The 20,973-nt window shown below is 42.9% G+C and carries 17 protein-coding genes and 1 tRNA gene; 9 read left to right on the top strand and 9 right to left on the bottom strand.

Going from position 1 to position 20,973, the window contains the following annotated elements; translation table 11 throughout:
* Window positions 1-21: 21 nt before the first annotated feature.
* Both glyS and glyQ read right to left on the bottom strand, forming a co-directional pair.
* Complete coding sequence (gene glyS, locus F975_RS13810; RefSeq protein WP_004754375.1) at window positions 22-2,091, bottom strand: glycine--tRNA ligase subunit beta; 2,070 nt, start codon at window positions 2,089-2,091, stop codon at window positions 22-24.
* On the bottom strand, window positions 2,091-3,068 hold the full coding sequence (glyQ, locus tag F975_RS13805; protein ID WP_004754373.1) for a glycine--tRNA ligase subunit alpha: 978 nt from the start codon (window positions 3,066-3,068) through the stop codon (window positions 2,091-2,093). The genes glyS and glyQ overlap by 1 nt, the downstream gene beginning before the upstream one ends.
* Window positions 3,069-3,317: 249 nt before the next feature.
* On the opposite strand from glyQ, the gene F975_RS13800 reads away from it, so the two are divergent.
* Complete coding sequence (locus F975_RS13800; protein WP_004754371.1) at window positions 3,318-4,403, top strand: HPP family protein; 1,086 nt, start codon at window positions 3,318-3,320, stop codon at window positions 4,401-4,403.
* A 53-nt stretch (window positions 4,404-4,456) separates the two neighbouring features.
* On the opposite strand, the gene F975_RS13795 is transcribed toward F975_RS13800, so the two are convergent.
* Window positions 4,457-4,717 (bottom strand): PspC domain-containing protein, encoded by a 261-nt coding sequence (locus tag F975_RS13795; RefSeq protein WP_004754369.1) that lies wholly within the window; start codon window positions 4,715-4,717, stop codon window positions 4,457-4,459.
* Between the two features lie 226 nt (window positions 4,718-4,943).
* Here F975_RS13795 and F975_RS13790 point away from each other — a divergent pair, with 226 nt between their 5' ends.
* Window positions 4,944-5,588 carry a hypothetical protein gene (locus F975_RS13790; protein ID WP_004754367.1) on the top strand — a complete coding sequence of 215 codons (645 nt, stop codon included), beginning with the start codon at window positions 4,944-4,946 and terminating at the stop codon, window positions 5,586-5,588.
* Between the two features lie 95 nt (window positions 5,589-5,683).
* On the opposite strand, the gene F975_RS13785 is transcribed toward F975_RS13790, so the two are convergent.
* The 3 genes from F975_RS13785 to F975_RS13775 form a co-directional block, all read right to left on the bottom strand.
* Window positions 5,684-5,759 (bottom strand) — tRNA-Lys (locus F975_RS13785).
* A gap of 120 nt (window positions 5,760-5,879) precedes the next feature.
* Window positions 5,880-7,718, bottom strand: coding sequence for a long-chain-acyl-CoA synthetase (locus F975_RS13780; protein WP_171063191.1), 1,839 nt, complete (start codon window positions 7,716-7,718; stop codon window positions 5,880-5,882).
* A gap of 93 nt (window positions 7,719-7,811) precedes the next feature.
* On the bottom strand, window positions 7,812-11,228 hold the full coding sequence (locus F975_RS13775) for an Rne/Rng family ribonuclease (protein WP_004754364.1): 3,417 nt from the start codon (window positions 11,226-11,228) through the stop codon (window positions 7,812-7,814).
* Between the two features lie 708 nt (window positions 11,229-11,936).
* Here F975_RS13775 and F975_RS13770 point away from each other — a divergent pair.
* From F975_RS13770 to F975_RS13755, 4 genes are all read left to right on the top strand, one after another.
* On the top strand, window positions 11,937-12,869 hold the full coding sequence (locus F975_RS13770) for an RluA family pseudouridine synthase (protein ID WP_004754363.1): 933 nt from the start codon (window positions 11,937-11,939) through the stop codon (window positions 12,867-12,869).
* 1 nt (window position 12,870) lies between these two features.
* Window positions 12,871-13,515 carry an HAD family hydrolase gene (locus tag F975_RS13765; protein WP_004754360.1) on the top strand — a complete coding sequence of 215 codons (645 nt, stop codon included), beginning with the start codon at window positions 12,871-12,873 and terminating at the stop codon, window positions 13,513-13,515.
* Window positions 13,516-13,630: 115 nt separating this feature from the next.
* Window positions 13,631-14,329, top strand: a complete 699-nt coding sequence (locus tag F975_RS13760; protein ID WP_004754359.1) for a helix-turn-helix transcriptional regulator — start codon at window positions 13,631-13,633, stop codon at window positions 14,327-14,329.
* A gap of 51 nt (window positions 14,330-14,380) precedes the next feature.
* Window positions 14,381-15,010, top strand: coding sequence for a glutathione S-transferase family protein (locus tag F975_RS13755; RefSeq protein WP_004754358.1), 630 nt, complete (start codon window positions 14,381-14,383; stop codon window positions 15,008-15,010).
* 59 nt (window positions 15,011-15,069) lie between these two features.
* On the opposite strand, the gene F975_RS13750 is transcribed toward F975_RS13755, so the two are convergent.
* The gene (locus F975_RS13750) at window positions 15,070-15,966 is read right to left on the bottom strand and encodes a LysR substrate-binding domain-containing protein (protein WP_004754356.1); all 897 of its coding nucleotides are present in this window, start codon (window positions 15,964-15,966) and stop codon (window positions 15,070-15,072) included.
* A gap of 239 nt (window positions 15,967-16,205) precedes the next feature.
* Here F975_RS13750 and F975_RS13745 point away from each other — a divergent pair, with 239 nt between their 5' ends.
* On the top strand, window positions 16,206-17,252 hold the full coding sequence (locus tag F975_RS13745) for an MBL fold metallo-hydrolase (protein WP_004754353.1): 1,047 nt from the start codon (window positions 16,206-16,208) through the stop codon (window positions 17,250-17,252).
* Here F975_RS13745 and F975_RS13740 read toward each other — a convergent pair.
* Both F975_RS13740 and F975_RS13735 read right to left on the bottom strand, forming a co-directional pair.
* A complete protein-coding gene (locus F975_RS13740; RefSeq protein WP_004754352.1) occupies window positions 17,197-17,643 on the bottom strand; it encodes a DoxX-like family protein in 447 nt (148 codons plus the stop codon). The two genes, F975_RS13745 and F975_RS13740, sit on opposite strands and share 56 nt — an antisense overlap.
* A complete protein-coding gene (locus F975_RS13735; protein WP_004754349.1) occupies window positions 17,633-18,079 on the bottom strand; it encodes a thiol-disulfide oxidoreductase DCC family protein in 447 nt (148 codons plus the stop codon). Before F975_RS13735 ends, F975_RS13740 begins: the two co-directional genes overlap by 11 nt.
* 331 nt (window positions 18,080-18,410) lie before the next feature.
* Between F975_RS13735 and katG the strand changes: the two genes are divergently transcribed.
* Together katG and F975_RS13725 are read left to right on the top strand one after the other, a co-directional pair.
* The gene (gene katG / locus F975_RS13730) at window positions 18,411-20,603 is read left to right on the top strand and encodes a catalase/peroxidase HPI (RefSeq protein WP_004754348.1); all 2,193 of its coding nucleotides are present in this window, start codon (window positions 18,411-18,413) and stop codon (window positions 20,601-20,603) included.
* 174 nt (window positions 20,604-20,777) lie between these two features.
* Entirely contained in the window at window positions 20,778-20,972 is a 195-nt protein-coding gene (locus tag F975_RS13725) for a DUF7230 family protein (RefSeq protein WP_004754345.1), read from the top strand.
* Window position 20,973: the final 1 nt, after the last annotated feature.

Below are 20,973 nucleotides of genomic sequence, written 5' to 3'. Positions count from 1 at the left end.
AAACTTCAAGAAAATCAAACTTTAGTGCTGCAACACACTCACATCCGCCACAGCAGTAAACAAATGACGCAACTGTGCCAATAAACGTAAGCGGTTGGCTTTAAGTTCAGCATCATCTGCCATCACCATGACACCATCAAAGAAAGCATCAATTGGCGCACGAAGTGCTGCAAGCTTAGACAGTGCAGTTGTGTAGTCTTTTGCTGCAAGTAATGGTTCAACAACAGGAGTAACGGCTTGAAGCTCGGCAAATAATGCTTTTTCAGCATCTTCAACCAGTTTTGCTTCAACCACAGCCCCTTCAGGTGTTGCTTCTTTAGCAAGAATGTTGGCAACACGTTTGTTGGCAGCAGCCAGTGCCGCAGCTTCAGGTAATGCACGGAAGTGGTTTACCGCATTGACACGTTTGTCAAAATCTAGTGGTGATTTTGGTGATAACGCTTGAACTGCTTGCAGTACATCTACAGCAACGCCTTGGTCTTCGTACTTGGCACGGTAACGACCTTCAAGGAAAGCAACTGCATCTGCCAAAGTCTTGTCGTGATCTTTGACAATCTCGCCATAACCTTGAAGTGCAAGATTGACCAATTCTTCGATGGTTACGTCCAATTCATTTTCAATGATTAAACGTAAGATACCAATCGCTGAACGACGAAGGGCAAACGGGTCTTTAGAACCTGTAGGTGCTTGTCCGATACCAAAAATACCAACCAGCGTATCTAAACGGTCAGCAAGCGCAATCGTCGTACCTGTTTTGGTTTTTGGTAAAACATCCCCTGCGAATTTTGGCAAATACTGCTCGCCTAGCGCTTCTGCAACTTCATCATTTTCGCCTTCAATACGGGCATAGTAAGTGCCTGCAATCCCTTGAAGCTCAGGAAATTCACCGACCAATTCTGAAGTTAAGTCACATTTTGCAAGAAGCGCAGCTTTTTCAGCATCTTGAGCATTTGCACCAGTGATTGGTGTAAGTGCAACAGCTAACTTGGCGATACGCTCCGATTTGTTCCAAAGTGTACCCAACTCCGCTTGGAACACCATGTTGGCTAATTTTTCTTTACGAGATGCAAGTGGTTGTTTTTGATCTTGCAAGAAGAAGAATTCAGCATCGCTCAAACGCGGGCGTACCACTTTTTCATTGCCTTCAATGATTTGAGCCGGATCTTTGGACTCAATATTTGAAACAGTAATGAAGTAAGGTTGAAGCTTATTGTCACTGTTGACCAAGCAGAAATATTTTTGGTTGTCCTGCATGGTAGTAATCAAGGCTTCTTGAGGTACAGCAAGGAAGCGTTCTTCGAAGCTTGCACGAAGTGCAACAGGCCATTCCACTAACGCCGTGACTTCGTCACGAAGGTCAGCAGGCACAATGGCAATCGCATTGACTTCATCTGCAAGTGCTTTGACTTGTTGATCGATGATTGCTTGGCGCTCTTCAAAAGAAGCCACAACATGCGCTGCTTTTAATTTTGGTAAATATTCGTCTGCATTTGCCAAAGTAATCGCTTCAGGTGCATGGAAACGATGACCGTAACTCAAGTTACCTGCTTGGTGATCTTGAATGGTCGCTGGAATAACCTGATCATCTTTGAGCAATACGACCCATTTTACAGGGCGAACAAATTCGGTACGGCTTGCTGCTGAACGCATACGTTTCGCAATCGGTAAACGATCCAAAGCAGTTTGCAAAATTTGCGGTAAAAGGACATCCAGACTTTGACCGTGAATGTCTTTGTAATAACACACTTTTTCAACTTTACCTGCTTGGAAAGTCGATACTTGCTCAGCGCTAATGCCTTGACCACGCATAAAGCCTTCAAGAGCTTTGGTTGGTTTGCCTTCTGCATCATAAGCCGCTTGGACAGCAGGGCCATCAAAGCGTTTTTGCGAGTCGGCCTGTGCGCCATCGACATTGACAATTTTTAAGGCTAAACGACGTGGTGCAGCATAGGCTTCGATTGAAGCAAAGTTTAAACCTGCTTCTTGTAAACCTTTAACCGTTTCTGCCTGTAGGGCATCACGCAAGGCTTTTAAGCTTTTTGGTGGAAGTTCTTCACAGCCGAGTTCAAATAAAACAGTATGTTGAGTCATTATTTGTTCTCCGTTTTTGCAGCTTCTGCTTCGGCTTGTGCTTGTAACTGTGCCAAGACTTCATCACGTAAATGCGGCTCTGCCATTGGGAAGCCCAACTTGGCACGCGCTTGGACATAACTTTGTGCGATGGCACGCGCTAACGCACGCACACGTAAAATGTAACGCTGACGTTCAGTCACCGAAATTGCACCACGTGCGTCCAGCAAGTTGAAGGTGTGTGATGCTTTCATCACTTGCTCATACGCAGGTAATGGCAGCTCAGCTTCAATCAGACGGTTGGCTTCAGATTCGTAAAAATCGAAGAATTCAAACAGTTTTTCAACAGGCGCGTATTCAAAGTTATAGGTCGATTGTTCCACTTCATTTTGATGGAACACATCACCATAAGTCACTGTGCCAAATGGACCTTTTGTCCAAACCAAGTCATAAACCGAGTCAACCCCTTGCAAGTACATCGCAAGGCGTTCAAGACCATAAGTGATTTCGCCCGTCACAGGGTAACATTCAATCCCGCCGACTTGCTGGAAGTAAGTAAACTGAGTCACTTCCATGCCGTTGAGCCAGACTTCCCAGCCTAAGCCCCAAGCACCAAGGGTTGGAGATTCCCAGTTGTCTTCGACAAAGCGAATGTCGTGGGTGAGGGTGTCAATGCCAATCGCTTTGAGCGAGTCCAGATACAATTGTTGAATGTTGTCTGGGTTTGGCTTCAGTACGACTTGGAACTGATAATAATGTTGTAAGCGGTTTGGGTTTTCACCATAACGACCATCTTTCGGACGGCGAGATGGCTGTACGTAAGCCGCGTTCCATGTTTCAGGACCTAGGGCGCGTAAGAAGGTTGCCGTGTGGAATGTTCCTGCGCCAACTTCCATGTCATAAGGTTGTAAAACAACACAGCCTTGCTCGGCCCAGTAATTTTGTAAGGCAAGAATTAAGCCTTGAAAAGTATCAATATGCGAGATGGCGCGACTCATGTAGCATCCACGAATTATGAGAAAAATTGTCCCTAAGTATAAGGATTTTGTAGGTGAGTGGCAAAGACTTCTATGCAAAATTGCCGATGCTCAATGAAATGATCAGTATGACAAATAGCTGCTAAATGGCGCTATATTTCCTTCAGCCAATCAACAGATTTACTGATATTCATAAAATATAAAATAAATACATCTTTAAGTTTGGGCTTCTATAATATGGGGCTCATGCAAGTTCGTGGATAGGAAAATATGCATTTCAATCTGGAGTGGCTCAAACCGAATTTTAAACTCTTGCCTGTCAAAGAGCGTATGTTCTGTGCGCTTGGTGCATTGCTGGGATTAGCAGTTTCTTCATGGCTAAGCTGGTGGATACTAGGCGAATTTAACGCATGGTATATCGCACCAATGGGAGCATCGTCGGTATTGTTGTTTGCCGTACCTTCCAGCCCATTGGCACAGCCATGGAATATTGTGGTTGGGAATACTCTCGCAGCCTTGATTGGGGTGCTGTGTGCACAATACATTCCTGAAACAACGGTGGCATTTAGTCTGGCAGTTGCTTTGGCAATTTTTGTGATGATGAGTACGGATTCATTACACCCACCGAGTGGTGCTGTTGCCATGACTGCTGTACTGGGTGGAGCATCTGTACATCACTTGGGATTTAAATTTATTGCTTATCCTGTTTTATTAAATTCTTTGTTGCTGCTGGGTATAGCAATCGTTTTTAACCGTTGTATCGGGCGTCACTATCCACAGACCGCACAGCTCAATACCCGAAGTAAAGATCCGACACCAACACAAAAAGTCGGCATTCAACCGCAAGATATTCAAGATGTTCTGGCACACCAGACAGAACTGCTAGATATCAGTCAGTACCAGTTAGAAGACATTATCTTGCAGGCACAACAGCATGCCCAGCAACGCTCACCGCAGGCGTATGTCTGCCGCGATATCATGAGTCGTGACCTGATTACCCTACATGCACAAGATGCAATTCAGCAGGCACTTGCCAAATTCAAGCAAGTCAACCTCATGAGTTTACCTGTGGTTGATGCAACAGGTAAATTACTGGGAACCTTGGCACTCTATGAAGTGATGGAATGGTTTCAGCGCGCAGCAGATTCACGCGCACCTTGGGAGGATTTCGTTTATCAGATTATGCAGCGCCAAGTGGTCACTGTGCAGCCTGAGCAACCCTTGATTGATTTGATTCCGTATTTTGTTGAGCGTTCGTTTAATTATATTCCTGTGGTTGAGCAGCAGCACTTGGTTGGAATGATTAGCCGTGCGGATATGATTGCCGCATTACAGCAGCAGTTGCTCAAACAGTAAGCATAAAAAAACCACGATTTTCGGGGGGGGAAATCGTGGTGAAACTTTAAAATTTAACGGTATTTTTCTTCGTGTATGGTGCGAATGGGTTGTTGGTAACGCATAGATGGATTAAATATTTTTTTCTGCTTTGGGATGAGAATCCATAAAATAATATAGATCAAGATGCCAGGGAATGCTGCACTCATTACAGAAACTAAAACAAATAGCACACGCACTACATTGGCATTCCAGCCAAAACGTTCAGCAATACCCCCCATAACACCAGCAATGATTTGTTGTTTGCTTGAACGGTATAGCCCTGAGCTGCTCATGCCAGTCTCCTGTTTATATCTATGCAGTAGAATTTCACAATATTAGCAAAAACTGTTAATAAAGTCCTATTTTATATATGGAGATTGAATATACATTTTCCAACTTGCAGGCTTAGAAAAAAGGGTTAATTTCTGTAATTTTTTACAGAATGGATGCTCGTTCTGATTACAATGCCTGAAGTTGTTTTATCACCTAACAGCTCTTTATTCTTCCTAAGGCAAGCCTATGTTGAAACAGCTAAATTATTATATAAAAGCAATAACTTATTTAGCATGTATTCTTGAATGCGCTTGGCAACTGGCTGCTTGTAGTCCTCATTCTCCATCTGATGGATTGACACACTCACATCAGACGAGGGGAGCAAGTTTACCTTTACAGCATGATGTTGATGGGCAAAAACTTTTAGATGTAGCGGGGAAGAGTGTAATGCCTGTGCAAACCCCACCGCCTGAAGTGCATGATGTCTTGAATAACCAAGAAAAATCCATGGTTGGACGCTATATGGCGACCATCTCTTGCCAAGATCCAATTGCCCATTGTGATGCAGGACAGCAGGGTTCGGTGGAATATATTATTAACTTAATGGACGACGGATCAGTTTTTCGTTTGATTAAAAGTTTTGGTAAAGTTTATGCTGATACTCGCATAACTCAGAATTATCAGCATGCTCGTTGGAAAGTGATCACCGAAGATCATAAAAAATATGTTGTAGTGTATTTCAACGAACATTTATGTTTGTATTATCTAATTGATCATAAAAGAAATATTATGATGGATAGTCAGCGTAATTTTGAAATCAACAGATATTTCTTTGAGCATGGACATCCGTATACTTTAAAGAATTATTATTTGTTACGTGTCAGTAATTGATCTCAAATTTCAATTTGGATTGAGTGAATAAAAATAGATTTAAAGAATTTTAGGCAAAAAAAATCCTCTCAAAAAGAAAGGATTTTTTAGAATCTTGGTGGGTCGTCCGCGACTCGAACGCGGGACCAACGGATTAAAAGTCCGCTGCTCTACCAACTGAGCTAACGACCCATATCGTCTTGATGGAGCGTATTGTAGCAAGATCTTCAACGATGGCAAGAGGATTTTGCAAGAAAATGAATCAATTGTTTACAAAACCCTCAAAATTGCATGTTTTAGCTAAAAAATAAGCTAAAAACGATAGTGATATTGTTGAATGTTGGCAAAAATTTCAGGAGTGAGCACACAGTAGGTCTGGCTATTTGGCAAGTTAACTAGAATCGGATCATCAGATTGTTGTAAATCAAAACCTTGGTTTTTTAATTTTTGTTTCGGATATTTAAAAGTGCTGGTGGTCTCAAGCTGTTCATGAATGCGTAAAAACACAGGTACGGCGTAAGCAGGCAGAACCTGTTTAAAATCTTGCCAAAGTTTAGCCAAATCAACTTCTGCCAAAACCGTTCCTGCACTCAAGGTAATACTTGCCATCCCTGCACGCCCATTAGTTTGAGGAATTTCGACTCCATACACTACAGCATCATGAATCAATGGGTGTTCACATAAGATCCCTTCGACTTCTGCTGTTGAGACATTTTCACCTTTCCAGCGGAACGTATCGCCCAAGCGGTCAACAAACTGAGCATGACGAAAGCCCAAATTGCGCATCAAATCACCTGTATTAAAATACGCATCACCTGTTTTAAATACATTTTGCAAAATCACGGCATGGTTTTTGTTGGCGTCGGTATAACCATCAAATGGAGAGCGTTTGGTAATTTTTCCAATCAATAAACCTACTTCGCCTTTTTGTACAGGTTGGCAAAAACCTTGAGCGTTGCGCACCGGCTGATTCTTTTCTTGATCATATTGCACAATCGCAAAGGGTGTAGGTGAGAAGCCGACCGTGTTGTCAAAGTTAAACAGATTGCTAAATCCGACGTTACCTTCACTAGAAGCATACATTTCCATAATTTCGCTAACGCCAAAGCGTTGTTTAAACTCATGCCAGATATTCGGGCGCATCCCGTTACCAATCATTTTACTGACTCGATGTTGACGATCTTGTGCAGAAACGGGAGCATCGAGTAAATAGCGACAGATTTCTCCAACATAACCCAGTGCAGAAGCATTAAATTTGGCAACATCTTGCCAAAACTGACTGGTGGAATATTTACGTCGAGTTGCCAGTGCCGCACCGCCAGCAATGACTCCACACCAGCACACCACAATACCTGTGGCATGGTACATGGGTAATGGTGCATAAAGAACATCATTGCAATTTAGATTGAGCATATGCCCATAGGTTCCATAGGCCAGTGCCCAGCGCCCATGGTTAAAAATCACCGCTTTGGGTAAGCCTGTTGTGCCAGAAGTATAAATATAAAATAGCCCGTCTTTGGCATAGACATGTTTGGTTGTCGTCGTATTGAATTCAGGAAAAGCATCGGCACAGCGTGCTAAATTGAGATAACCTTCAGGTGCTGTGCCTGGTTGTTTGCGCGTTTCTGTATCTGCAAACCAATATAGAACAGCATCGCTATGTAGTTCATGGCGAATAGCATTAAATACCTGTTGATATTCATCTCCTACGATCACGGCTTTGGGTTGTACCAGCCGAATACTGTGGCTAAGAACTTTGCCTGATTGCGACGTATTGACCAGAGCGGCAATTGCACCAATTTTTGCCAGTGCCAAAATGCTGGCGAAAAATTCTGGACGGTTACTCAACATTAAGGCAATGACATCGCCCTTTTGAATACCTTGTGCAAGGAAATAATGCCCGATCTGGTTTGCCCACTGGTTGAGTTGCTGATAACTCAGGGATTGTTGTTCAAATAATATAGCAGGGCGCTCAGGGTAATGTTGAGCCATTTTTTCAAAGGCAACCGCCAGACCTATTGGTGTTTTTTGACCATGTAGATAGGCCTGTTTTAACCCAGCAAGAATATGTGGCAATTTAGGTGCGATTTGAGGGATTTTGTGGAAGATGTCACGCAATCCGATCATATCTGTAGAAGATTGTTTCATAATGTTCCTACGTTTGCGGCAGATGGAAAGGAGCGTACAGTCGACGCCTTAACGTAAAAACCGCTTCTCGAAGGAAGCGGTTTAAACAATGAAAACTTATTCTGTCGGTGTGGTTGGAGTCACTTTTTTCGGTGGGCGACCACGTGGGCGACGTGGGCGAGCTGCCGCTTTGTCTTTACTCTGTTTGGTTGCGTTTTCTTCTGTTTCATCATCAGCTTTAGCTTCAACAGCTTCAACAGCTTCAACAGCTTCAACAGCTTCAACAGCTTCAACAGCTTCAACAGCTTCAACAGCTTCAACCTCAGCCGTTGCTACAGTAGTTTCTTCTTGAACGACTACTTCTTCGTTTGCTGGAGCAGCGGTGACGGTTTCAACTGTTTCTTCTACAGATGCTGGTGTCTCTACAACAGCGACTGCCGCTTCGATCACTGTAGGCTCTACAGCTTCAACCACTTCGGCTGTGACGCTAGCCGTAACTTCTGGCTGTTCTTGCAAATGCTGAACTTTTGCCAGTTCTGCGGCTTGTTTTGCCAAACGGCGACGCTCACGTGGATCATTGGCAACACGAACTTGTGGTGCTTTTGGTGGAATAAGCGGCAAAACGTCTACAGGCTCAGCTTCCGAAGTAACCTTACTTGGTAACTCAACATCACGAGTAACAGGTTTTTTCTCAGCTTCTACTTGAGTCGGTTGTTGCTCAGCTAAGCTACTGACATATTGTTCAGTAAATTTGAGCAATGCACGGTTGAAGGTTGGTACAAGACCAAACTGTTCAATCAGCACCGTACAATCTTCACCGTACACCTGACGAATCAAGCTGCCTACGTTGTACTGAGCCAATGCCGGAACTTGGCTTGGGTTGAGCTTGATTGTCGGAGCAGCGTTGGCTTTTGCTTCACGTTGTTGGCGACGGCGCATACGTGGATCGTTGCTGGCACGTTTTACTTCTGCTGGAGCAGTCGGCTTGCTTTCAGGCGTCTTTTCTTCAGGAGTGGCAATATTGGCTACAGCAGGTACAGGTTGCTCTACTTGAGCGGCCTGAACAGGTGCAGGTTGTTCAGATACAGCAACAACCGCTGCCTTTTGTGCAGGTGCTGGTCGCGCTTGTTGGGCATGTAATGCCACAATTTCGCGTGTTTCCTGTTCAACATTAACGAGCAAAGCCGTTGCTGTTTCTTGTGTACGAGGTACATCAACCAGATTGACTTTAACTTCAGTTGGAGTCGTAGCAGCTACAGCAGGGGTGTTATTTACGGTTGCTGGTTCCACGTTCAAAACGCTTGTATCGCGCTGGCGATTTGGACGTTGTGGGCGTTGTTGGTTACGGTCACGACGCGGAACGGCAGCAGCAGGTTCACTGGTAGTTTGTTCAGTAAAATTCTGCTCTTGTTGCTGACGTTTTTGTTGACGTTTTAGGTCGCGCATTTCCTGACGTGACAACTGTACAACTTCTTCATGAACCTGATTTTGATTCAGGTTCTGATCAGCAACTTGCTGTTCACGAGGTTCTTTATGCTTGTTACGTTGTTTTTTATTATTGTTATTACTGCGAGGTCCTTTATCTTCCTTCTCGATGAATTCACGTTTTTCTGGTTTATTTGTTGAAACCACAGAAGGTGATGAAAGATAAGCATTATTATTGGTCGGTGCAACAACTTCAGTTACTGGTTCTGTCATTGTGGTTACAGGAGCTGTCTGTATTTGACCAAATTGACCACGGCTAACAGCGCCATTATTGACCATCTGTTCAATTGCTGCTGCAGCATTATTTGCAGAGCGTGATTGATCAGTAGTTTGAGCCTGTTTTTGAACAAACAGGTTTTCTAGCCATGCACATGGGCTATTGGCATGAAGGTTTTTCTGTACAACGGGTGCAGGTTGTTGCACAACTTCGGCAATATTCTGAACAGTTGCGGTGTGCTTTTTGCTTTCAATCGCTTGAGTTGGCGCAGGATGTTCATCTTCCAAATGCCAGTCAGAAGATTCATAACCCAGTTCTTTTTCACTTGAGCGGGTCGCTTCAGTACGCTCGTAGCTCGTCGGTGCAAAGCCTTCAGGATTGTACTGAATTTCATAATGTGGAGTTTCTAAATGCGGATGAGGCAATACAGTAACGCGCACATTTGAAGTCTGTTCAAGATAAACGAGGCTGTGACGTTTTTCATTGAGCAAGAACGCTGCAATTTCGACAGGCACTTCAACCTGAACTTCACCATGGCGCTCACGTAACGCAATCTCTTCAATTTTACGCATGATAGAGAGTGAAAGAGAGCGTAAGTCACGTACCATACCTGTACCGTGACAGCGTGGGCAAACGTAACCAGTTGCTTCTTCTAGAGATGGGCGTAAACGCTGACGGCTCATTTCCATTAAGCCAAAACGTGACAACTGTCCAAACTGGATACGCGCGCGGTCACTTTGAGTCGCTTCACGAAGTTTTGCTTCAACTACACGCTGGTTACGGTCTTTGGTCATGTCGATAAAGTCAATGACCACTAAACCGCCAATATCACGCAAGCGTAGCTGACGTGCAATTTCTTCAGCCGCTTCAACGTTGGTATTTAATGCGGTTTCTTCAACATCGTGACCGCGAGTTGATTTTGCTGAGTTAATGTCGATCGACACTAAGGCTTCAGTTTGGTCAATCACAATCGAACCACCAGACGGTAACTTCACTTCACGCTCGTAAGCGGTTTGAATTTGGCTTTCAATACCGAAGTGTGCGAATAATGGTTCATTTAAAGTATAAGTTTTTAACTTATCGAGTTGGCGTGGCATAACTGCTTTAACAAAGTTATATGCTTCGTTAAAGGCTTGTTCGCTATCAATTAAAATTTCCGCAACATCATCACGCAAGTAATCGCGAATCGCACGGGTCACAACACCCGCTTCTTGATGGACTAACATTGGTGATGGGCCAGAACTGGCAGTGCTTTGAATTTGCGCCCAAAGATCCAGTAGGTGTTGTAAGTCCAGTTGCAATTCTTCTTGGCTGCGGCCAATACCAGCAGTACGCACGATTACACTCATGCCACGTGGTACATTGAGTGAAGCTAGTCTTTCTTTAAGTTCTTCACGCACAGAACCTGAAATTTGACGGCTAATGCCACCACCTTTTGGGTTGTTTGGCATGAGAACCAAATAACGACCTGCCAGTGAAATATAGGTAGAAAGAGCGGCACCTTTGTTGCCACGTTCTTCTTTTTCTACTTGAACTAAGAGTTCAGTACCTTCACTGATCAGTTCGCGAATGTTGTTGTTTTCACGTGGGTCACTATTGAGGTAACTGCGTGCGATTTCGCGCATAGACAGGAAACCTTGACGACCTGCACCGTATTCAACAAATACAGCTTCAAGCGATGGTTCTACGCGGGTGACATGACCTTTATAGATATTTGATTTTTTTTGTTCACGGGTACGGTTTTCGAGGTCAAAATCGTATAAACGATGACCAGTAATGAGTGCAACACGAACTTCTTCGGCATGTGTTGCATTGATCAACATGCGTTTCATGGGTGTAATACCTAATCGTTGAAGCACAACGACAAGTCTGTTGCAGTGGCGTATTTATGATGAAGAATCTTAAGAGTGACGTAGAGTTCACACGCACTCGCTTATGCCAACTTAAGGGTTGGAGTCTGATTCATTCATATAAATATGCAAAACTGCATTAATCCTTAATCGACTAAAATCACCTGAAGATTCACGGGTTCTCAGACGGTGTATTGGATGTAAAAACTTTATCTGTATGCAGCAGGTGGTGTTTTGGAACACTTGGTATACGGAATGTTCATCGTATCCGTGCCATGCCATACAGATCCAATACATCGAACGCTGAGACCTGAGTTTGACATCAGGAGACTTGTCTGATGTGTTTCAGTTTACGTTTAATAACTAGCCTAGACTAGCGACATATTTTTTGGGGTAGGCTGTTTTGCGTGCATAAAGTACAAATTAACGCAACAGCCTACAATTTTGCCGATATAATAAGCCTTCGGCGCGGCATATTCTTTTGGGACCTTTCCGAGTTTCAGCTGAGATCTACCTTTCATTATTTTGAAATGGTAGACAATTTTACTCACTTACGGTGGTATCCGTGCGCTGACTATATCAAACCTTGTGGCATCTGCCTATGGGCTAAGCTTAAGTTTATTGTGAAAAGAATAGTTTATTCGATCATTTTTCAATCATATTCTAGTATTTTAAGGTTCAACGAGTTGTATGAATACCAACCAAGAATGGCAAAGTGTGACCTGGTTTGAGGTAACTGAGCATCAAGCAGGGCAACGTGTTGACAATTTTTTATTTACACGACTCAAAGGTGTGCCGAAAAGCCGTATTTACCGTTTAATCCGTGAAAGTCAGGTTCGAGTCAATAAAAAACGTATTAAAGCTGAAACCCGCCTAGAAATTGGTGATCAAGTTCGAGTTGCGCCGATTCGCTATGAACAAAAACAAGAAAGCGATGTTCCCGTCAGTGATGGTGTTGCACAAAGTCTGCTCAGCCGTGTGGTATATGAAGATGAAGGTTTATTGGTCGTGAACAAGCCTTCAGGGATTGCGGTGCATGGCGGTAGTGGCATGGCGTATGGGCTGATTGAGGCTTTACGCACGGCAACAGGTAAAAAATATCTGGAGCTGATTCATCGCATTGACCGTGATACTTCAGGTTTGGTGATGATCAGTAAAAAACGTAGTACGTTGAAGCATTTACAGGATTTATTGCGTGAGCATAAAATTCAAAAAACTTATGCTGCGATTGTCAAAGGGCAAGTCAGTCTCGATAAACAACTGATTGATGCGCCATTGTTACGTTATGAGCTGGCCAATGGCGAGCGTCGTGTGCGCGTTTCAAAAGAAGGCAAACCAAGCCAAACTGTGTGGAAAGTGGCACAGCGTTTTAAACAGGCGACTTTGGTGCATGCATCGCCTTTATCTGGACGTACTCACCAGATTCGTGTGCATGGTCAGAGCATTGGGCATCCGTTGGTTGGAGACGATAAATACGGACATACCACGCCTTATAATGGCCCTGAAGCACGTCGTTTGTGTCTACATGCCATGCGATTAGAAATTCCAAATTACCCTGTGATTGAAGCTGAATTGCCAGAGGATATGCAGCAATTGCTTAAAGAATTGGCGAAAGGAGCTTAATGTGCAAAAACAATTGGTCATTTTTGATTGGGACGGCACGTTATTTAATTCGGTTGGGCAAATTGTGGCAAGTTTACAATTCGCAGCTCAGCAGCATCAGCAACTACTCAGTGATGATGCTGCAAAAAGCATTATTGGCTTGGGATTACCGGAGGTCATGCAAACCCTGTTTCCTGACGTACCCGAATTGCATTCTGCGATTTTGGACAGTTATGCAGAGCATTATGTGGCACATTCGCAAGCTGATCAGTGGTTCGATGGGGTCAGTGACATGCTGCATGATTTGAAGCAGCGTGGTTTTAAATTGGCTGTTGCAACGGGGAAAAGTCGTCGTGGTTTAGATCGGGTGTTGGCAAAAACCCAGAGTCAGGACTTGTTCGATATCACCCGTGCTGCTAGTGAGACGCAGTCTAAGCCGCACCCTCAAATGCTACAGGAAATTTTATCTTATACAGGCATTGCTCCTGAACAGGCAATTATGGTTGGGGATTCAAGCTATGATTTGCAGATGGCGCAAAATCTCGAAATGCCGCGTGTGGGCGTCAGTTATGGTGTGCATTCGGTAGATGTATTACAACAATATAAACCGTTAATGATTGCCGATGATGTCACGGCTTTGCATCATTATTTGGTGGATTTTGCCTAGAAAATGGGTGAAGCCATCATTTTATTCAACACGCATTGATTAAAAGCATTGAAATGATTTCATAGATAATGGGGAACGGTGATTCCTCATTATTCATAATAACAATAGGAAAATAATGAGTCGTTCCATTCGTTTGCTGAACCTTTTACAGCGCTTAAGAGAATATCGACACCCTGTCACTGCGCAAACCCTTGCTGAACACTTACAGATTAGCGTGCGTAGTGTGTATCGTGATATTGAAACTTTAAGAGCGCAAGGTGTGCGAATTGAAGCTGCCGCAGGATTGGGCTTTCAATTAAAAGAAGATTTTTTATTGCCGCCCATGACATTGGATGAGACAGAAATTGAAGCTATTTTTCTTGCATTGTATTGGTTGAAGAGCGTACCTGATCAATCATTACAATTGGCCTCAAATGCGGTTTTAGCGAAATTAGATGCAGTATTGCCCAAACATCGACAGCATTTTATGGAGCAAACAACATTAAGGGCTTTTAATGTGTGGCTACCTGTCGATATGCAAATATTAGAACAAATTCGGATGGCGATTCGGCAGCAAGTCAAAATTTCGGTAACGTATATCGATGAACAAAAAAACGAAAGTATCAGAACCTTATGGCCGTTTGCGATGGGATATTTTAACGACAAAATTGTGGTTGCTGCTTGGTGTGAATTGCGACAAGCATTTCGTAATTTTAGGGTTGATCGGGTACGGCAGTTAGTTTTGAGTCAGGACGTCTATCCTCAGTTTAAACAGCAGCTATTTCGCCAATGGTGGGAACAGGAAAAACATTATTCGACTCCTGACAAAAACTGACAATCTCGTCCTCTATATTTGAATAAGACCAATAAACAAGGAAATATAGAAATGGCACTTAAACTGTATACCAATCAGCAATCACGTGGTGTCGTGGTCGAGTGGTTATTCTTGGAACTAGGGGTTGAATATGAGCGTATTGAGCTTGCCTATAACACCACCATGAAAGCACCCGAATATTTAAAAATCAATCCATTTGGTAAAGTCCCGACACTTGTAGATGATGCTGTCGTGATCTATGAACTTGGCGCTATCTGTGCATATTTGACTGATAAATTTGTGGAAAAACAATTAGCTCCTGCATTGAATGATCCAAAACGAGGCGTGTATTACCGTTGGTTGTTTTTTATCTCTGGCCCGTGGGAATCTTTAACTGTAGATAAAATGCGAGGTTTACACATCCAGCTAGATCAAAAAATGTTTGTGAGCTATGGTGATGATCAAGATGCTTATCATGCGCTGATTCAGGGCTTGGATGAAGCAGCGCCGTTTTTATGTGGTTCACAGTTTACTACAGCAGATATTCTGGTTGCTGCATCACTATTTTGGCAATTAAAAATCGGGACGTTGCAATCTCATCCATCAATAATGCGCTATTTAGACAGTGTAAAACAAAGACCAAGTTATCAAAAGTTTTTGGCACTTATGGGTGAAGCATCCGCAGGCTCAGCCATGAACTAAAGACACAAGTTTAAAGAGAAGGGGCAAAATGGGCTAAATTTGATTTTAGCCCATTTTTTTTAATTCATTGCTAAGTCAAATTGCTGGGCAAGAACCGAGAGGAACTTTTCAACAGCCGCATTGTTATTATGTTTGCGGTGACTAACATACAGGTCAAGTGTTGGTAAATCACATTCGAGTTGACGGACTGCAACGTGATCGAGTTTGATAAATGGGTCAAGATATTGTGGCAAGATTGAACAACTCATTCCCTGTTCAATTTCGGCAATATTTTCCACCATATTTTCAGTTTTTTCTTCAATATGCGGTTGAATATTGTGCTGTTTGAAAAATGCTAGAATGGCCTGATTCATGATGCCGTAAGCACTGGCTTTGGACATAATCAAGTTCACATCATTGAGCGCCTGTAGTGGAATGGTTTCCAGCGCTGCAAGTGGATGCTGTTTTGCTAAAAATAGCGCCAGCGTATCTTGTAAAACGACAAAGTTTGCAATCTCGGGATCATCAAAAGACTGACGAGAGAATACGATATCCAGATCGCCTTTTTTTAAAGCCCGATACTGGTCATTCCCGTTGAGAATCTGTAAATCGACTTTAATATTTGGGTAGAGCATACGTAAATTGGGCAAGATTTTAGGAAAAACTCGAACTTCAGCCGTGGTAATGAAACCAATTTTTAAAATCTGCTGTTTGGATAAATGTGCTTCACGTGCCAGCCGAACGGCTTTTTCTGCCTGAGCAATGGTTAAGCGCGCTTGTTCCAGAAAGATAGCACCTTCCTCGGTGAGTTCGACTTTACGTTTGGTACGATTGAGAAGTTTGACACCAATTTCGTCTTCTAAGTCTTTGATTTGCTGGCTTAATGAGGGTTGGGCAGTGTACAGTTTCAATGCTGCTTTACTAAAATTAAGTTCTTCTGCAACGGTAATAAAATATCGAAGATGGCGTAGTTCCATTAACCAATCCAATTCTCAAGCACTTTTGTCTATGGCCTAGCAGTATAATCGAAAGTGCTGCGTTTGAAGTGTAGAAAACAATACAAAAATAAAAAGAAAAATTGATTTAAACCCTGTATATGATCTAGGGCAGAATAAATTTTCAACAATTCTCTCAAACCTGTTTCCTCTGTATCGGGTAGAGGATATATTGACAATGTGGCACAGCAGACAGATTCATTTTTTATATTATAAGCCCTATGGATAGAACGACAGCATTGCACTATGAATTGCCAACTCAAAATTGTTGGCAGCATACTTTCTTGCAGCCGAAGCTGGATTTTGAGTCGCCACAGTTTCATGCAGGACAATTTCATAATCAAGCACCACAACCACAAGGGATTAAGTTTAGTCTATTCAAATGGCTAGCAACGCGCCGTGCATTAACTTGGAGTGTTAACCGTGATCATGAATTTCAACAATTCAGCTCGGCTACTCGTGAGTTGCCACATAACCAACCTAATGCAGATATGAACCAGTGGAAAGTCTGGTTTGTTGGGCATGCGACGGTGCTGATTCAAATAGGCCCGTATAATTTCCTGACAGATCCCGTTTGGGCTGAGTTTGCTAGCCCTAAACAAGGTTCTGGGCCACGTCGGGTTTGCCCTGCTGGGATTGCTTTGGAGCAATTACCGCATATTCATGCAGTATTGTTGAGTCATAATCATTATGACCATATGGATTTAGCCACGCTAAATTGGCTGCATAAACGTTTTAATATGCCGATTTATACTGGACTGGGCAATGCTTGGTATTTGCCAAAATCTTTTCATGTGATTGAACTTGACTGGTGGCAGTCGGTGCAACTGGATGATTTCGAGATTGTTTACACGCCCGCTCAGCATGGCTCAGGGCGAGGTTTGCGTGATCAGAATCGTGCTTTGTGGGGGGGATTTTGTTTAAAGTTGCGTAAACAGTATTGTTTTTTTGCAGGAGATACAGGCTACTCAGGACATTTTAAACAGATCCATGCTCGTTTTGGCGCACCACGTATTGCACTCTTGCCAATAGGTGCATATGCCCCGCAACATGTTTTGCATTATATGCATATGAATCCACAAGACGCGTTAAAGGCACATACGGATTTGCAAGCACAGCGCTCTTTAGCCATTCATTATCGAACTTTTCAGCTCACCGATGAACAGCGTGATGAGCCTGAAGCCGCCCTTGAGCATACCATTAAACATTCATCTAAACTGATGAATCCATTTTATTGTATTCGTGAAGGGAAGCGTTTAACGGTTTAGTAGATTCAGGGTTGTAAGTTTGTAGTGCTAGTAAAGATAAAGCAGCCATCGCACTGTTCATGATCACAGGATTAAAGCCAGCAATCAGTTGATCAGGGTTAATAATAGCACTTAAGATCAACAAGCCCAGTAAGCCAAAAATACTCAGATAATGTAGATAATGGTTGCGCTGCCAAAATAAAAAAGCGCAACCAAACAGAATTTCTCCACAGCCTGAAAGACGAGTAAATAAGGTGGCAGGATGAGCTTCTAGACCTAAAAATTGCCAAACCTGAATATCAAATGCTGAAGGGAACAATAGTTTTGGTAATAAGCCCTGATAGACCCAAAGAAATGCCAGTATCAGCTGAATAAACTGCTTGGGGTGCTGAGCAACAAATTTAAGCATCATGAACAGCATGTTCCAAAAAGTGCGAACGATTTTCTTGACTTGGCAATAAACAGGATGATGAGGTTGTGCCAAATAAGTGGTAACGGTTTAGTGCGACACGTCGATATAAAAAATCTCTGATAAATCTTGGGATAAGATAACCGATATTAGTCAGATAAAAAGGAAGCCCTAGTTGTTGCATAACTTTAAGAAATGCTGAGGACTCAACATAGCGTTGCCCATCGCAGACCACAAGCATAGTCGAATAATCTTCGGTCGACATGCCATAATATTTTAATATCGCCTGACCTAATGGTGACTGCACCGAGGCTAATTTAAATTTAGATTGACGGTCATAACGAATCAGGAATTTTGCCCAGCCATTACAAAGTACGCAGATGGCATCGAATAGAATGATGTCATGTTGTTGGATGATTTTCTCGACGTCATATTGCATTTTTCTACCTAATTTATTTTAGCTTTTAATGCTTTAAATTTATCAAAAATAATCTATAAAAACGAGTTTTGTTGTTGAGAGTTTCTTAGAAAGAAAGATGCAGAATGTTGCATGCCTAAAAAAGTCAAGCACTAAAAAATTGAAATCATGTGTCAAAAAACTAGCATTTATATCTGATTTTATTTGTTTGGTTTAAATAGAAGATTTCGATTGTTTTGATTAGTTAAATCAGCTTTAGCTGGAATAAAAAAACCGCTATCTTGATAAACGTAGAATAGCTAAAAACATTGAAACAATAATCAAACTAGGTTATTGAATTCGGAGATTAGAAATGGATAAGAAATCACAAGCTTCAACAGGGAAGTGCCCATTTGCACACGGTGCAAATACATCGTTAGCCAGCTCAAATACAGATTGGTGGCCAAATTCACTCAATTTAGACATCCTTTCTCAGCACGATAAAAAAACCAATCCGATGGATCCTGATTTTGATTATGCTGCAGCTTTTGCACAGCTTGATCTTGAAGCAGTAAAAAAAGATTTAAGAGATTTAATCAATAGCAGTCAGGATTGGTGGCCTTCCGATTATGGTAGTTACATCGGCATGATGGTGCGTACCGCATGGCATCTGGCGGGAACTTATCGCAAGCAGGATGGACGTGGTGGTGCCAACACAGGCAACCAGCGCTTTGCTCCATTGAATAGTTGGCCTGATAACGTCAATACCGATAAAGGTCGTCGGTTACTTTGGCCGATCAAAAGAAAATATGGCAATAAAATTTCTTGGGGTGATCTGATTGTTCTCGCAGGAACGGTTGCCTATGAAGTTGCGGGCCTAAAAACCTTTGGCTTTGGCGGTGGTCGTTTAGATATCTGGCACCCTGAAAAAGACATTTATTGGGGCGAAGAGCGTAAATGGCTGGATGCCACCAAAAACCGTTATGACGATGATCAAGACCGTACCACATTGGAAAATCCACTGGCTGCGGTACAGATGGGCTTGATTTATGTCAATCCAGAAGGGGTAGATGGTCATCCTGATCCTTTAAAAACCGCACAGGACATGCGCACTACGTTTGACCGTATGGCAATGAATGACGAAGAAACCGTGGCTCTAACCGCAGGTGGACATACGGTGGGTAAAGCACATGGGAATGGTAAAGCTGAACTGTTAGGCGCCAATACTGAAGCTGCTGACGTCGAATTTCAGGGGTTAGGCTGGCACAACCCAGAAGGCACAGGCAATGGCTGCAATACCATGGTCAGTGGGATAGAAGGCGCTTGGACAACCCATCCAACCAAATGGGATAATGAATTCTTTTATCTACTGTTTACCTATGATTGGGAGCAACGTAAAAGCCCAGCGGGTGCTCATCAATGGGAACCGATCAATATTAAAGAAGAAGATAAGCCTGTTGATGCCCATAACCCGAATGTGCGCCGCAATCCGATTATGACCGATGCCGACATGGCACTCAAAATGGATTCTGAATACCGTAAAATTGCAGAACGCTTTTATCATGATCCTGCTTATTTTGCTGAAGTCTTTGCACGGGCATGGTTCAAATTGACCCACCGCGACATGGGGCCGAAAACTCGTTATCTGGGTACAGATGTGCCAGCAGAAGATTTAATCTGGCAAGACCCTGTACCAAGTGTTGATTACACTTTAACTGAAGCCGAAATTGATGAGTTAAAAGCTCAATTACTCAACAGTGGTTTAACTCGCAGTGAATTAATTAATACCGCATGGGACAGCGCACGAACTTATCGTGGCTCTGATTTTCGTGGTGGTGCCAATGGTGCACGCATCCGTTTGTCACCACAAAAAGACTGGGTTGGCAATGAACTAGAACGATTACACAAAGTCTTGGCAAAACTCGAAGAAATTCAGGAGAGTTTGAGCAAAAAAGTCAGCATCGCCGATCTGATCGTTTTAGGTGGTACGGCGGCAGTTGAAAAAGCTGCACAAGAGGCGGGTTTTGCTGTCAAAGTGCCATTTATCCCAGGGCGTGGTGATGCGACTCAAGAACAGACTGATGAGTATTCATTTGCCGATTTAGAGCCGAAACACGATGGCTACCGTAACTGGTTAAAACAGGAATATGCGGTTCAACCTGAGGAAATGTTGCTGGATCGTACCCAGTTGATGGGATTGACTGCCCCTGAAATGACGGTGTTGATCGGTGGTATGCGCGTGCTTGGAACCAACTATGCGGGTGCGAAAGAAGGCGTGTTTACTGATCGTGTCGGGGTTTTGAGCAATGATTTCTTTGTGAATTTGACCGATATGGAAAATACATGGAAACCTGTAGGCAAAAACCTGTACGAAATTCGCGATCGTAAAACTGGTGCAGTCAAATGGACAGCCACCCGCGTTGATTTAGTGTTTGGCTCAAATTCGATTTTGCGTTCTTATGCAGAAGTTTATGCACAAGACGATAACAAGGAAAAATTTGTGCATGACTTTATTGCAGCGTGGAATAAAGTCATGAATGCCGACCGTTTTGATGTGAAAAAATAAGCCTGAATTGTTTTTTGTGAAAAATGCCAGTGATCGTCACTGGCATTTTTTATGGATCATCTGAAGTTTTTTCAGGCACATTGTAGGGAAGTAATTATTTACAATGCTACGGGAAATTTGTGTTAAATTTAGCCCGAAAAGCGCGAAAAAAGTAGAGTCATAGAGGTAAATTGAATGGCAAAACGCAAGCAACTGCCAGAAGTTGTGATTAATAATCTGGTGGCAAAACACATGCATGAGTTCAATCAGAGTCAAGTGTTTGTCGATCGAAAGAAAAATGCGAAACGAGGCTATAGCAAACACAAAAAAGGGCGATATTCTGAAGATTATCGCCCTTTTTTATGCCTGTTTGACATGCAGTTTTGCTAAA

It is taken from the genome of Acinetobacter brisouisimilis (genome assembly GCF_000368265.1).
In the GTDB taxonomy this organism is placed as follows: domain Bacteria; phylum Pseudomonadota; class Gammaproteobacteria; order Pseudomonadales; family Moraxellaceae; genus Acinetobacter.
The sequence above is the reverse complement of the archived record's forward strand: the minus strand, read 5'-3'. Positions and strand labels throughout refer to the sequence as shown.

What these genes read in the sequence shown, in the direction of transcription:
- F975_RS13725 (WP_004754345.1), top strand. Translation starts at nt 20,778, where the DNA reads ATGGCAAAACGCAAGCAACTGCCAGAAGTTGTGATTAATAATCTGGTG.
- F975_RS13800 (WP_004754371.1), top strand. Translation starts at nt 3,318, where the DNA reads ATGCATTTCAATCTGGAGTGGCTCAAACCGAATTTTAAACTCTTGCCT.
- F975_RS13790 (WP_004754367.1), top strand. Translation starts at nt 4,944, where the DNA reads ATGTTGAAACAGCTAAATTATTATATAAAAGCAATAACTTATTTAGCA.
- F975_RS13735 (WP_004754349.1), bottom strand. Translation starts at nt 18,079, where the DNA reads ATGCAATATGACGTCGAGAAAATCATCCAACAACATGACATCATTCTA.
- glyS (WP_004754375.1), bottom strand. Translation starts at nt 2,091, where the DNA reads ATGACTCAACATACTGTTTTATTTGAACTCGGCTGTGAAGAACTTCCA.
- F975_RS13755 (WP_004754358.1), top strand. Translation starts at nt 14,381, where the DNA reads ATGGCACTTAAACTGTATACCAATCAGCAATCACGTGGTGTCGTGGTC.
- F975_RS13795 (WP_004754369.1), bottom strand. Translation starts at nt 4,717, where the DNA reads ATGAGCAGCTCAGGGCTATACCGTTCAAGCAAACAACAAATCATTGCT.
- F975_RS13760 (WP_004754359.1), top strand. Translation starts at nt 13,631, where the DNA reads ATGAGTCGTTCCATTCGTTTGCTGAACCTTTTACAGCGCTTAAGAGAA.
- katG (WP_004754348.1), top strand. Translation starts at nt 18,411, where the DNA reads ATGGATAAGAAATCACAAGCTTCAACAGGGAAGTGCCCATTTGCACAC.
- F975_RS13770 (WP_004754363.1), top strand. Translation starts at nt 11,937, where the DNA reads ATGAATACCAACCAAGAATGGCAAAGTGTGACCTGGTTTGAGGTAACT.
- glyQ (WP_004754373.1), bottom strand. Translation starts at nt 3,068, where the DNA reads ATGAGTCGCGCCATCTCGCATATTGATACTTTTCAAGGCTTAATTCTT.
- F975_RS13740 (WP_004754352.1), bottom strand. Translation starts at nt 17,643, where the DNA reads ATGATGCTTAAATTTGTTGCTCAGCACCCCAAGCAGTTTATTCAGCTG.
- F975_RS13745 (WP_004754353.1), top strand. Translation starts at nt 16,206, where the DNA reads ATGGATAGAACGACAGCATTGCACTATGAATTGCCAACTCAAAATTGT.
- F975_RS13775 (WP_004754364.1), bottom strand. Translation starts at nt 11,228, where the DNA reads ATGAAACGCATGTTGATCAATGCAACACATGCCGAAGAAGTTCGTGTT.
- F975_RS13750 (WP_004754356.1), bottom strand. Translation starts at nt 15,966, where the DNA reads ATGGAACTACGCCATCTTCGATATTTTATTACCGTTGCAGAAGAACTT.